This is a genomic window from Paenibacillus sp. VTT E-133280 (assembly GCF_002264385.1).
Lineage (GTDB): Bacteria > Bacillota > Bacilli > Paenibacillales > Paenibacillaceae > Paenibacillus_AQ > Paenibacillus_AQ nitricinens.
In genome coordinates, this window is the sequence record NZ_NFUX01000017.1 from 38,995 (window position 1) to 51,995 (window position 13,001).

Annotated in this window: 13 protein-coding genes and 1 other annotated feature; of the genes, 4 read left to right on the forward strand and 9 right to left on the reverse strand. The window is 42.1% G+C overall.

Annotated features, from left to right (window positions below; all coding sequences use genetic code 11):
- Positions 1-138: 138 nt before the first annotated feature.
- The 5 genes from CA600_RS10130 to CA600_RS10155 form a co-directional block, all read right to left on the reverse strand.
- Positions 139-792 (reverse strand): flagellar brake protein, encoded by a 654-nt coding sequence (locus CA600_RS10130; RefSeq protein WP_094870074.1) that lies wholly within the window; start codon positions 790-792, stop codon positions 139-141.
- A gap of 130 nt (positions 793-922) precedes the next feature.
- Positions 923-2,281, reverse strand: coding sequence for a germination protein YpeB (ypeB, locus tag CA600_RS10135; protein ID WP_094870075.1), 1,359 nt, complete (start codon positions 2,279-2,281; stop codon positions 923-925).
- 360 nt (positions 2,282-2,641) lie between these two features.
- The gene (gene prsW, locus CA600_RS10145; RefSeq protein WP_042129603.1) at positions 2,642-3,337 is read right to left on the reverse strand and encodes a glutamic-type intramembrane protease PrsW; all 696 of its coding nucleotides are present in this window, start codon (positions 3,335-3,337) and stop codon (positions 2,642-2,644) included.
- Positions 3,338-3,485: 148 nt separating this feature from the next.
- Positions 3,486-4,100 carry a genetic competence negative regulator gene (locus CA600_RS10150; RefSeq protein WP_042190227.1) on the reverse strand — a complete coding sequence of 205 codons (615 nt, stop codon included), beginning with the start codon at positions 4,098-4,100 and terminating at the stop codon, positions 3,486-3,488.
- Positions 4,101-4,363: 263 nt separating this feature from the next.
- On the reverse strand, positions 4,364-4,759 hold the full coding sequence (locus CA600_RS10155; RefSeq protein WP_094870076.1) for a hypothetical protein: 396 nt from the start codon (positions 4,757-4,759) through the stop codon (positions 4,364-4,366).
- Positions 4,760-4,844: 85 nt separating this feature from the next.
- Here CA600_RS10155 and CA600_RS10160 point away from each other — a divergent pair, with 85 nt between their 5' ends.
- The gene (locus tag CA600_RS10160) at positions 4,845-5,753 is read left to right on the forward strand and encodes a polysaccharide deacetylase family protein (protein WP_373455879.1); all 909 of its coding nucleotides are present in this window, start codon (positions 4,845-4,847) and stop codon (positions 5,751-5,753) included.
- Between the two features lie 96 nt (positions 5,754-5,849).
- Here CA600_RS10160 and CA600_RS10165 read toward each other — a convergent pair whose 3' ends face one another.
- From CA600_RS10165 to CA600_RS10175, 3 genes are read right to left on the reverse strand one after another with little or no spacing between them, the layout of a single operon-like run.
- Positions 5,850-6,734, reverse strand: coding sequence for a metallophosphoesterase (locus CA600_RS10165; protein WP_094870077.1), 885 nt, complete (start codon positions 6,732-6,734; stop codon positions 5,850-5,852).
- Positions 6,689-7,057 (reverse strand): hypothetical protein, encoded by a 369-nt coding sequence (locus CA600_RS10170; RefSeq protein ID WP_094870078.1) that lies wholly within the window; start codon positions 7,055-7,057, stop codon positions 6,689-6,691. The genes CA600_RS10165 and CA600_RS10170 overlap by 46 nt, the downstream gene beginning before the upstream one ends.
- Entirely contained in the window at positions 7,054-7,647 is a 594-nt protein-coding gene (locus tag CA600_RS10175; RefSeq protein ID WP_042190233.1) for a CPBP family intramembrane glutamic endopeptidase, read from the reverse strand. The genes CA600_RS10170 and CA600_RS10175 overlap by 4 nt, the downstream gene beginning before the upstream one ends.
- A 115-nt stretch (positions 7,648-7,762) precedes the next feature.
- Here CA600_RS10175 and CA600_RS10180 point away from each other — a divergent pair, with 115 nt between their 5' ends.
- Both CA600_RS10180 and serA read left to right on the forward strand, forming a co-directional pair.
- Positions 7,763-8,674, forward strand: coding sequence for a hypothetical protein (locus CA600_RS10180; protein ID WP_094870079.1), 912 nt, complete (start codon positions 7,763-7,765; stop codon positions 8,672-8,674).
- Positions 8,675-8,784: 110 nt separating this feature from the next.
- Positions 8,785-9,015, forward strand: a binding site (T-box leader).
- A gap of 246 nt (positions 9,016-9,261) precedes the next feature.
- The gene (serA, locus tag CA600_RS10185; RefSeq protein ID WP_042190237.1) at positions 9,262-10,854 is read left to right on the forward strand and encodes a phosphoglycerate dehydrogenase; all 1,593 of its coding nucleotides are present in this window, start codon (positions 9,262-9,264) and stop codon (positions 10,852-10,854) included.
- A 72-nt stretch (positions 10,855-10,926) separates the two neighbouring features.
- Here serA and CA600_RS10190 read toward each other — a convergent pair whose 3' ends face one another.
- Positions 10,927-11,760, reverse strand: coding sequence for an SDR family NAD(P)-dependent oxidoreductase (locus tag CA600_RS10190; RefSeq protein ID WP_094870080.1), 834 nt, complete (start codon positions 11,758-11,760; stop codon positions 10,927-10,929).
- A 173-nt stretch (positions 11,761-11,933) separates the two neighbouring features.
- On the opposite strand from CA600_RS10190, the gene CA600_RS10195 reads away from it, so the two are divergent.
- Positions 11,934-12,890 carry a helix-turn-helix transcriptional regulator gene (locus tag CA600_RS10195; RefSeq protein ID WP_094870081.1) on the forward strand — a complete coding sequence of 319 codons (957 nt, stop codon included), beginning with the start codon at positions 11,934-11,936 and terminating at the stop codon, positions 12,888-12,890.
- The last annotated feature ends 111 nt before the right edge of the window (positions 12,891-13,001 follow it).

Sequence of the window (13,001 nt, forward strand, 5' to 3'; positions counted from 1 at the left end):
ATCAAGGAGCACATACAAATGGATATGCTTGATGATATTATCAAGAAAAAAGCAGGCATTGCCTGCGACTTATAAAATTATACCACAGTTTATACTTCAGTGCAAAATCAGAACGCTTAATAGAGCTAAGAAAAATGCCTATCGGTTGCGGAAATCAAACTGCCGTTCAAAGCAGTAACGTATTATTTTCTGACGCTCATTATCCGTAATAGCCACAAATTTCAGCATGGCCAATTGGCGCCCGTTTTCAAGCTTTTTAATCCGAACTATTTCACCTTCAAAGTCCACATGCTCAATACTACCATTTCGATAAGGTACTAGAACCCAGCAGGATAATTTCGCTCCCACCTCGAGCTTCACTTGGTGATCCACCAAGAAAGACGTTCCTCCGCCACCGATATCATCTGTACGTACAAGGAATCTTTTTCCAAAGTTATCCTTCACAGCTAATTCAAGATCTGCATTTACCCGAAAAAAGCTTCGTCTCTGAATTTTGAAAATAGAATCCGCCTCTGGTTTTTGTATCCGGACCATACGAATTACATCTTCTTTAAACCCCAGAACATGTGTATTAAAGTAATTTTTAATGCCACCCTCAGTAATAAAATAAACCGAAAGCTCGTCCCCCATAAAAAGTCGTTTCAGACGACCGTTACTCTCCAACATAGGAATTTCAATGAGGAATGCGTCGTCCTCCGTCTCTGCAATTCTCGATCTATATTCAACTTCTGCTTCAGCAGCGTCACTGGAAGCAACCTGTATGTATAGATATTCATTAATTTTAGGATACAAAGATGTCACCGCCAAATCAGTATAGTTAACAATGATTATAGCATGGGAATATCACCCAATGAGATAAATATTATTTTGAATTTTAAAAAGCAAACAGGGCGCATCCAAATAATGGATGCGCCCTGTTTGCTCATTTTTGTTCTATGCCTGAAGAAGGCCTGATTTCTTCCACGGACTCTTCGATGCCATCGTCCGCATTAAGATAAATACGATACTGAGTACCATTTACCTCTCCGCCAAATTCGTAAGTCAAGACTTCTACGGAGTCATCATTTTTAATCCAAGCCATGCGATGGTAATTCTCATTGAAATCCGAATTCAGAAATTTCTTCGCTTCTGCAAGGGTTAGCTTTGGCTTTGGAATCTTGCGATTGTCCTTATGCTCATTGACATATTCGCTAGCCTCAAATCCAACCGCTGTCCCAGTATCAAGTCCAATACGGATCGTCATTTTCTCAGGATAAATCAAGACATCATTTTGGCTCGTTACAAAGATTAAATTCCCGATATTATCATAACGGTCAGCATTAACCGCAGTCATATGAGGATATCCTTTTTTCTTAAGAAACTGCTCCGCCTTGGTAACTGCTTCTTCTAGGGTTACCTTAGCAGGTCCTATCTCTCGGTTATCGTAATAAGAGATCAGTAAACCACCATTTTTAGTGAAATCCATACTGGTCATCTGCTTATTATTCGAACCACTGACTGTAGCCGTATAAGAAGGCCACTTCGTATTTTTGCCGTTTTCTTTAACGTCTACCTTAGCATTCGAGCCTGCGTTAGCAAACTTAATGGCTTTACGTTTAATATCTTCAACTGAAACAGGGGTACCTCCGAGCATTTTTACAGAGCGTTTATCGTAAATGCTAGCAACTGAAGGACCCCAATCCAGGTCAGGGTAACCTTCGACACGTTTGTCCACCGACTTGAAGCCGTCAATAATCGAATTATCTTCTGCCTTATTCTCTGTAGCCAATGCGGTTTCAACATCCATCCAGCGCAAGCGGCTACCAATCACTTTATTCTGAACATCTTGCAAATCTTTTGAAATTTCTCCAGAGCTCTTATACAATGCTTTTAAATTGCTCAATTCACCATCTGTCAAAGGCTTCTTAGTGAAATCACGAATCCCAGCTTTATAAGAAAAGTTTGAGATTTTGGACAGAAACTCCTCCGTTTTGCTAAAAGGCAGTAATGTGAGTGGCAACTGATTAATTTCATTTTGTGCCTCACTGGTCATCCGCCACACATTAACAAGTCCTTTGCGGTGCATCCCGTTAGAAGCGGAGTTAACAGCTAGTGTGTTTCCCAGCTCTCCATGAAGACGCTCCACGTGGTAAGACAAATCATGAAAGGCACGCTGATATTGGTTCTCCGCCTTAATTAAGATCGCATTCTTCTCCTGATTCTCCTGATAACCCCACACGAGCGCTCCAATTAACAGCAGCGCAGTCAGCGGGAACATTACAGCACTTAATCTTTTGTACATAGGGCTACAAGACTCCTTTCGATAGCTTATTGGCGTTAGTTTGACAATAAACTAGGAGTCTTATGCACCCTTCTGTAACAGAATATGATCAAAGTGTTTGGATAGAGGGATTTCACTCCAAATTTGCATAGCATAGCGCTTATGCTCTCTCTTCAATTTCAAAGCCACTGCTATTACTACAAAGGCATTGCTTAAAGCCGGTTTGAATCACACCCTGCTCTTTTATCCCTCTTAATATGTAGGTCTCACCGCATTGTTTGCAAAGTATACGGACTTTTATACGCAAAAAAAGACACCTCTCTCCTCTCTGGAATCTCCCGCTAAGGAACAATCCTTTGAATATAAGTGTGTCCATCTCGATTATAGGTTAACCTCTTCTTCTCGTTTCAGAAAGCGGAAAGGGGAGCGGCTATTCGCCCTATCCACTTTCCCCATCCCTCCGTACCATAGAATAGCCATCAGAGGAACAATAAACCATATCCAGTAGTTAGCTGTCGTACTCAAAATAAAGTCATAAATCCCATGCCACAACCATGGCAGCAAGATAGAGATTAACAGAATCCCTTTTGTTTTAGCTCCTTTTGAGAACTTGGCTCTCCCTAAATGATAGCCCATGATTACACCAAACATAGCGTGTCCAGAAACCGGAAGCAAGGCTCTCAGGAACATGGAACCGATTGATGCATTGCTATACCAAGCGTACATTATATTTTCTATTGTTGCGAAGCCGAGCGAAATCGCTACGGCGTATAGTATCCCATCATATGGCTCGTCAAATTCGGTGTGATTGTAAATCATATGGTAAAGCACAAACCATTTTAAACATTCTTCCACGCCAGCAGATATGAGAAACGACTCCACATAAGGACCGCCATTCAGTCCCAGCATTAGTCCTCTCTGAATGATCATAACAGGGAATACAATCAGAAGGCCTAGCAGGAACACCTTAATAACGATATGAAGCGGTTCTTGATCATACTTATCTTTCAAATAAAAAAAGGTCAGCAGAGCAAGTCCCGGCGCTACTGCCGACGAAATAACCGATAACACGAGCACCGAATAACCTCCCTATATCCCTAGCGCCTTATTCTGCTGATTACAGCAAGGCAGATTACAGCTTTAATTCAAGAATGACCGCCATACCATCAAGAACAAGAATAGGGCTAAACAGCTAAAATAATGCATATCAGCCCTATCATGTTATTTAATCCTGACGCTTAAAATGAGTGCACAATAACTGGACTGCATTCTCCGGCATTACTGTCTTCCCGTATTCATCGAGAACAGCTTCAGTAACCGGCGAGGAATCTCCAAACTCAGCTAGTACGCCAACAAGACCTGACAACGCCGTTTCTTCAAATTCCTTAGGATCGAAATACAGATACCATTTATTGTTATAAGAATACAGTTTCCCCTGGGAAGTAATATTACCAATGAGCACATGAGCCGCTTCAACAAGAACCTCGAAATCGCGGAATGCATATACAATGGAGTCGCTTTGTTCAAGAGTAACTTCCATTTCGTAAATCTCTTCTGGCAATTCTTCTTCCCCGGACGCACCGTACTGATGGTGATCATATTTTCCTCGGGTCACTATAACGACCATGCCTTGGGCGGGCAATGCGAAAACTTCTACGGCAAGCGGACCGGTAGCATCAAAACCTAGTTCACTATATGCTTGGTCCATCATCTCCGTAAACAGGTCATGAACCTTGGGAACTTCCTGCCACATGTCTTCCTTCTGGATGCCCCGCTCGCTCAGGTCGTCAAAAGTGAGGAAAATCCGTATCTTATCTTGACTTAATCGCTCTATTCTCATGACAGGATCCTCCTTTTGCAAGCTCATTTATTATAATGTATGATGAGTCCCGAGTAATGAGCCAAAAATGGTTACTATGTATGTATGTTATCATTTTGCAGAGATAAATGCACGAAAATAAATATATAAAATCCTCTTAAAGCATTGCTCCTACTGAAGAGCTTATTCTAATTCATAAACCATTTTCAAGCCCTTGAATATAAAAAAGAATCATTCTGCGGAATATTTCATCCTCAAAATGATTCTGAAGGAGTCCTTTACGGTTACAATCCCGGTATGGCAGTATGCGTTTCTTTAAGAATTTGCTCCACTTCGCTCTTCACTTCAGGATTGTTACGAATGAAATCCTTCAGTAATTTGAGATTGGATTCTTTTGATTTAACCGGTGATTCCGATTTATGCTCAGAGGTTCCGCTGTTCGAACCATTACTTTGAGCATTGCTGCTTGTATTACTGCTTGCATTGCTGCTTGAAGCAGCAGTGTTTCCAAACCCTGTCGTAGCCATACCAATTATTTTTTCTTTTGCTTTATCTGCAGCTCCACTCATGGAACCGCCCGATTGCCCCAGCGAAGACATTAGAGAATTCCGCTTTTTGGACATAATCATACTGGCTGCAACGCCCATCAGCACCCCACATAAAAATGACGAAGTATTCATATTTCCAGCCTCCTTGTATGGTAAAATCATGTTTAGTGTTCGCGGAAAGATTGCCGCTCATGCAACCTAATAAGAAGAAAGTGAGTTGAAAAAAGTGGGTAAAATGACATCAGTGCTCCTACTGGCTACCTTACTGCTGACAGCCTGTGGCAACAGCGGTGCAAATGGAAAGACAGCCGAGGATACAAACACCACAAAGAATACGCCTACGGCGGCAGCTACACAGAGCGCAGCAACTACAGCGCCTTCGCCTGAGGTTACAGCCAGCCCTACCCCTGAAGCATCAGCAGATGGAGGAACTACAGGTAGTGATAATACAGCCAGTAAGGATGAAGCCTCCGCTAAAATCCCACTGCTGTACCATATGAACAAAAATTACGACATTGTCCCAAATGAGGAAACTACAAATAAAAAAGTCGTGTTGCTCACTTTTGATGACGGTCCCAAAGATGCGGATATGATCAATCCGTTAATGGATGTTCTGGACAAACATCAGGCCAAAGCGATCTTCTTCGTAAATGGATACCGCGTTAAAGCCCATCCCGAGCTTCTAGAGTTAATTCATAACCGCGGAGGAATTATCGGTAACCATAGCTGGGATCATATTGTGTTGAAGGACAAGTCTTACACTGAGGTCAAAAAGCAAATCGAAGACGTTCAAAATGCGGTCAAGGAGATTATCGGTGAAGTCCCTCAGTTTTTCCGTCCCCCACATGGTGCTGGCGGAGATGTAGGCAAGAAGATTTCCGCTGAGAATGGGATGTTGTATATGACCTGGTCCAATGGATCACTGGACTGGGAAATGAAAGAGAAAGAAACCGGAAAAACAGATAAGTTAATCAAAAATGTGACGGATCAATTGCATTCTGGCAGTAATATTCTGATGCATGAACTACCTTGGACAGTTGAAGCGTTGGATAAACTGCTTACTACTCTTGAAGGCAAGGGCTATAGCTTCGTAGACCCTCGCAGTATCGAGCTTAAGATGCGCTAATTCCTATTTAGGATAAATAAAAACAGGTAATCCCCTTGATGCAAAGGAGATTACCTGTTTTTTTGTCCACCCATTCAAATGTAGAAGGACAGCTTTCTAATGTTTCTCTTTACGGAGCGTTAGAATGTGCATCTCAGCAGGACTTCCCCAGCGGATTGGCAAGTGAGAGGTTCCAAACCCTCTGCTAATCAGCAGCTTCGCATCCCTTCCTGTCCCATCTCTTCTTGGCCAATGAAACATTCCTGCATCATATTTATGATAAAAATTTTCCACATGCCTTTGTCCCAAAAAAGGAAGAATGACCTGCCCTCCATGCGTGTGACCTGCTAATATCAGATCTGCTGGCACACTTTGGCGTTTGGACAACCAGAGCGGATCGTGAACAAGAATGATACGACAAGTGTTATTTATTGAAGAAGCACGTGACGTTAATCCTGGTAATGGACGATAAGAAGTGTTGCCACCCTTTTTCGGAAAATCCACTCCCGTTAACCAAAGAGAAGCCCCCTCACGTTCAATACGCACATTCTCATCCATTAACAGCTTTGCACCACTGCTCCGAATAATCTGATCAACTAGCGAAATATCAGCTCGATAATCATGATTGCCATGTACTACATAGGTTGGAGCAATAGAAGTAACTAAAGTCATATTATCAGTCAGTCGATCCAGAGGACTGTTTTTTTCCGTCAGATCACCGCCTAATAAAACAGCACCCACCTTTCCCTTTAACGGAGTCAGCAGTGCTGTTGGAAGGCGGCGGCGATGGATGTCGGTTATAAATAAGAGACGAAATCCATCAAACTCATCTGGGAGTGACTTCAAAAATATTTCCTCGGTAATAATTCTATTTCGAAAGGCGTTACTCAACATAATCACTGCAATGATTAGCGTAATCAAAAGCACAACCACAACTAATCCACAAATCCAAAAAATCACCATAAAGTACTCAAAGGCGGCGCCCCTTCGATTCCCCACCATAGGAGCGCTACCAGCAATATTACAAAAATGAAAATCAGAGAGTTAACAAACATTTTACTAAGCCGAACACGTTCTGATGAATACGTATTCGAACGTGATGGAACAGATTCTTCCTGCTCATTGTTTCCAGCGTTAGATCCTTTTGCAGAAGCTGCCGGACGGCGCGCTTTCCTTGATAAAGTTGCCGTTGTTGTCTGGGATGGATTGCTCTTTCTAGGAGCCCCCTCCGATCGCGGATTCGTTTTTTTACTTTTGCCAGAAGTTTTGCCTTCGCCACTGCGCTTTTTCTGACGAGACTTCAACCGGCTCAATTCCTCACTCATGATTCCCTCCTGTAGCGGATCACCAGACCAGAGAAAAGGTCGATGAAGAAATGACATAGTATAGGTGCCCATAGGCTTCCTGATTGAATGTATATATACCCAAGACCATAGCTGCTTAAGAAAACCCATCCGGTAGGTACAAAGTGGCGCAAATAGCGAACATGAATAAGAGCAAACAAAATACTCGTCCAATAAGGACCAATGGAATACTGTATGGCTCCTCTGAACAGAAGCTCTTCACAGATTGATACCATAGCTGCAATTACAACAATGTGCCATACGGGCCTATTTCGAAATAATAGGTCGTTTATTCCCCCGTCATCCATACTTTCTTCAGGTACAATATGAGTCAATAAATAATCAACTACCAGCATTACAGCGGCAAGTCCAAGACCCCATGCCACAAAATGTACGTTTTCTGGAAAAATTAATAGCTGAAAAGGATTTCTTTTCTGAAATAATATCCATATCAAACCGATAATTAATGTAAGCCCCTGAGTAATGTAGAGATTGAGGAGCAGAAGACGGTCTGTTAACTGACCTGGCTCTACTTTTTTTATCTTAATCTCGCCAAATTTGAATTTTTTCATCGTGACCTGCCTGTTCTTTAATTTTTTGGGGCAGCTCCGAAAGAGAAACCGTCCATAATGTTGCTATCAATACATAATACATAGGATAATTCCCCCAGAAAAAGGAGCACTTATTATGAGCCAACGTAACTCCCGTACACAAATGTTGTACACTCTATTTTTTTTGTTTTTCCTTATTTGCGCCTTCGCCGCATTTTTCACAGGCGTCAAGGTTGGCGCAGACAAAACGGAAGCTAAATATGAGCAACAAAAGAGCAGTAATGGATATGGATTAGAAGAATTCACGGGCTCTTACCAACAGAAGGATCTTGTTACTTTCTATCATAACGTATTTTTGCCTTATCGGGAATTCAAGCAGAATTGGAACACTCAAGTGGACAAGCTGGCACGCAGTACAGATGCCCGTGTAAATGCAGCAGCTATGAAGAATCTTAGCCTTTTAGCAGATAAACAATATGAAAGAGTTAACCAGGACTCTATCTTTTCTGACTCTCCCTTATTACATCAATCACAGCTAAACATACTCAAAAGCTTAACCTTATTCTCAAAAGCTTCTGGTGAAGTAAGTGCAAGTGCATCTGGTGCAGAGACGGCAAAATTGCTGAAAAATGATCCTTATACTGCCGGTGCGGTTAAATTCGGATTGCTCGCTCAAAAGAACTTTTATGATTCTATGCTAAAGTGGGGCTCTAAGACAAACCAGAAAATTCCTTCTGATGCTGGTGAGCTTAAGACCATGTCCTTTATACAGTGGAAAAAAATGCCTCTTCTTCAAAAGAACGCATCCATTGCAGATATGATGTTAAATCGCGGAATTTTTGCAGCCTATGATCCTCAGGACATTACCGCAAAAATAGACGATTTGATTCATTCTGGTACAGCCAGTTCATTGAATCTTACAGATGTTCAGTCCTCAGTAACCCTGCTTATTTCCACAGGTGCTATACAGGTAGAGGATTTTATGAAGTGGCGAGAGCAGTACTACAGCAAGGAGACGATTCCACAGCTCCCGTTTTTTTATGAATAGAACCAGTCATTGAATCATAACGAAAAATGAAGTTCACTTCAAGAAAGCTTACTTTCAAAGCCTATTGACACATCTACATTACCGTGTTACATTATGAAAAAATTAATCAATCAAAAACGATGATGGAACAAAGATTCTGGAAGTCTTCAGAGAGCCGGTGGTTGGTGCAAACCGGTGACACACAGATGTCTTTAGCGCTCCTGAGATATTGTATCGAACCTTAAAGTAGGTGCAATCGGATCAACTCCGTTACCAGTGTGGCCTTTGCAGGCCAATGAGGCTGCTTCTTCCAAGTTGCAGTGAATTAGGGTGGTACCACGAAGATAACTCTCGTCCCTTACTACGGCAGTAGTATGGGGGTCGGGAGTTTTTTTAATTTCTAAATACCTAATCTATACTATCCTTTTGCCCAAAGTTACCGATTCCGCGGCACTTCTGCACACAACTTCTTTTATGCGACACCGCGTTGATCTACTATTATCACATGTTTTTTCTCTACTAGTTCGTGAATCTTCAGGTATTGTGGATTGCCCAAAAAGGCGTCCTCGACATATAAAGCTTTTCAACTTTAAGGGGGATAAGAAACCATGTTTAAAGTATTAGTATCGGATCCAATCAGTGATTTGGGCATTCAGCAATTGATGGACGCAGAAGATGTAGTTGTTGACAAAAAAACAGGACTCAGCGAAGACGAACTCATTGCAATTATCGGTGAATACGATGGCCTCCTTGTCCGCAGTCAAACTACTGTAACAGACAAAATCATCGAAGCAGGAAAAAACCTAAAAGTAATTGGTCGTGCAGGTGTTGGTGTAGATAATATCAAACTGGATGCTGCAACAAAACGTGGTATTGTTGTAATCAATGCTCCTGATGGAAATACAATTACGACTTGTGAGCATGCTTTCGCAATGATGATGGCTCTAGCCCGTCATATTCCACAAGCTTATGCAAAAACAATTGGCGGAACCTGGGATAGAAAAACATTCGTTGGTGTAGAGCTTCGCGGCAAAACTTTAGGTGTACTCGGAATGGGCAGAATTGGTAGTGAAGTGGCTAAACGTGCTAAAGCATTCGGTATGGAAATTCTTGCTTTTGATCCTTTCCTAACAGCTGAACGTGCTGAAAAGATGGAAGTGAAATTGGCTTCCGTAGACGATGTTGTTCGCGGAGCAGACTTCATTACTGTGCACACTCCACTTACTCCGGAAACACGCCATATGATTTCTCGCCCACAATTCGAGGTGATGAAAAAGGGCATGCGCATCATCAACTGTGCCCGTGGTGGTGTAATTGATGAAATGGCGTTAGTAGAAGCTATAGATAGCGGTATCGTTGCTGGCGCCGCGTTTGATGTATTCGAAAAAGAGCCGCCACAAGCGGATCACCCCTTCTTATCTCATCCAAAAATCATCGTGACGCCTCACCTTGGCGCTTCTACGATTGAGGCTCAAGAAAATGTGGCGATCGATGTTTCAGAACAAGTATTGCATATTCTGCGTAATGAACCGTTCATTAACGCGGTAAACATTCCTCCAGTGGCTCCAAGTGTAATGAATAAGCTTCAACCTTACTTCACGCTTGGGGAAAAACTGGGTAGCTTTGTTACCCAAATTGCTGCTGCTGCTATCCGTGAGATCCATGTGGAATACGCCGGTGATCTTTCGGATGTAGATACCCAACCACTAACCCGCTACATTGTAAAAGGCGTGCTCTCCCGCCACTTTGCAGAGGACGTTAATATTGTAAATTCCATGCATTTAGCGAAAACACGAGATGTGAACGTAGTAATAACTAAAGCTTCTAAAACAAAAGGCTTTACCAATCTGATTACTGTTACTCTAAAAGCTGATCGTGACCAAGAGTATCTTGTTGCCGGTACCCTGCTGCAAGGCTATGGAGAACGAATTGTTCAAGTGAATAAGTTCCCTGTTGATATTGCTCCTGAAGGTCATCAAATCTTTGTATCCCATAACGACAAAGTAGGGATTATCGGACTCGTGGGTACATTGCTTGGCGAGAATGATGTAAATATCGCATCCATGCAAGTAGGACGTAAAATTGTTGGAGGTGCTGCAATCATGCTGCTGACCGTTGACAAAGCTGTTCCTAAGCATGTCCTTGTGAAACTCGCTGGATTACCAGAAATTAATACTGCTGAAGAAATCATCCTTCTTTAATCTATAATATAGAAAGGCCATTCCAGAACGTACTGGAGTGGCCTTTCTTTAATTTAACGAATCTTTTTCTTCCTATATTATGAACGAAGGGATTATCCTTCCATCAATATCAGTAAAGCCATACTTTTCAGCAAGCTTTCCAACCACCTGCGGCTCACCGGACATAGAGATAACCTCTGGATCAGCGGCTAGTGCAGTCACTGCTCGACCAATATATCTCGTCGATTCACTCATTTTCAGTTCCTCAACTTCTTGCCAATGTTCCTCATCTGTATTCATGGCTTCTAGAACCGCTTCTGTTCTCATCCATCCAGGTGAAAGTGGAATAACCGCAATACCGTCATCCTTTAACTCCTTCGACAATCCGAAAGCCATACGTAAAAGTGCATTTTTAGAAAGATCATAATAAAAGTTGCCTAAATATTTATAATGATCCCAGAAGGTTGTATGGATAATTAGACCACCAGTTTTTGCCTTGCGCATGAAGGGGATTGCGTAATAATTTGTGATCATTTGTGCTCTCACACCGGCATTAAACATATTGTCCCAATGAGCTGTAGGTAACTCCCAAAAAGGCTTCTGCTCAATAGTTAAATCATTGCCTCCCCATACATTGTTAACTAAGATATCGAGTCGCCCCTTCTCTTCAGCGATTTGACGGATCACTGCTTCTGTTTCCTGATCCTTCGTATGGTCACATCGTATTACCGCACCAGAACCCCCACTCTCTTTTATTTCTCTAAGTACACTATCTATACTCCCCTTAGTATGTTCTGTGGCGGATATATCTGTGGTCCTCCCTGTAATATAGACAAAAGCGCCTCTTCTTGCTAATTCTAAAGCGATTCCCCTCCCTGCACCTCTGCTGCTCCCGGTAACCAAAGCGACTTTCCCTTTCAATGTCATAGCCCTCAACCCTTTCCACATAAATTCGGATTTCAATATTCTGTGATCATTCCTTACGTTTTATAAGTATAGCCCGTATATATGACATCAACTGACATATATAATATAATCATGATTTAGAAAAGATTAATGGTGATCGTCCAATAATTAATTCGAGGAGGCACAATAGCCTAATGAGAGCCGACCGTTTGTTATCTATATTGCTTCTGTTACAAAATCGCGGAAAAATGACTTCTAGAGAACTGGCCCAAATACTCGAGATATCAGAACGAACTGTGTTTCGTGATATGGAAGCATTAAGTGCTTCAGGGATACCCATTTTAGCTGAACGTGGCCGTGAAGGAGGCTGGATGCTTACTGAAGGGTACCGAACCTCCCTAACGGGAATGAAGCCACAAGAGATTGGTTCACTGCTTCTGTCCACTGACGCATCTATATTGAAGGATCTGGGGATACAAGACGATTTCTCTTCCGCTGTTCTCAAACTAGAAGCTGCATCCTCACACCGAACTAGTAACCCAGCACATCACCTAAGCGAGCGTATTCATATTGATGGTGCTAGTTGGCATCCTTCAGATGAGACTTATCCGTTCCTTTCTGTACTGCAGGGAGCACTTTGGGAGGACCGTAAAGTTAAAATCACTTATCTCCGGAGTAATGAGACTACAGTCCGTTTCATTGATCCTCTTGGGTTGGTTGCAAAACGCGGTGTATGGTATGTCGTAGCCAAAAGCGAGGATGAACTAAGAACCTTTCGTGTGTCCAGATTAGTTAACGTTGTGGAGACTCATGAGGGGTTTAAAAGACCTGATGACTTTGATTTAAAACAGTACTGGGAAGAGTCCACCATGGCCTTTAAAGCAGCACTGCCAAAGTATCAAGTAAAGCTAAGGGTTAGAACATCTGTCTTAAAAGAATTACAGCGAGAAAGATTCGTCTCTGTCCAATTGATAGAGCCAACCAGCAATGCAGAGTGGGTGAACGTAGATGCCGAATTTAATACGATCGAGTCTGCCTGCCGGATAATCCTTTCTTTTAGTCCCTCAGTTATTGTACTTTCACCACAAGAACTTTTAGAGATGGTAAAGTCTGCTATCACAAAAATTTCCGCTATTTATGAGGATTTTTGACACGAAATCTAAAGAACTACTCCTAAAAGAAGATTTATGTCAGTTCTTACTATAGACCAATCACCTTTAAATCCCATATAATAACACCAATACATAATATTAATAAGGAGG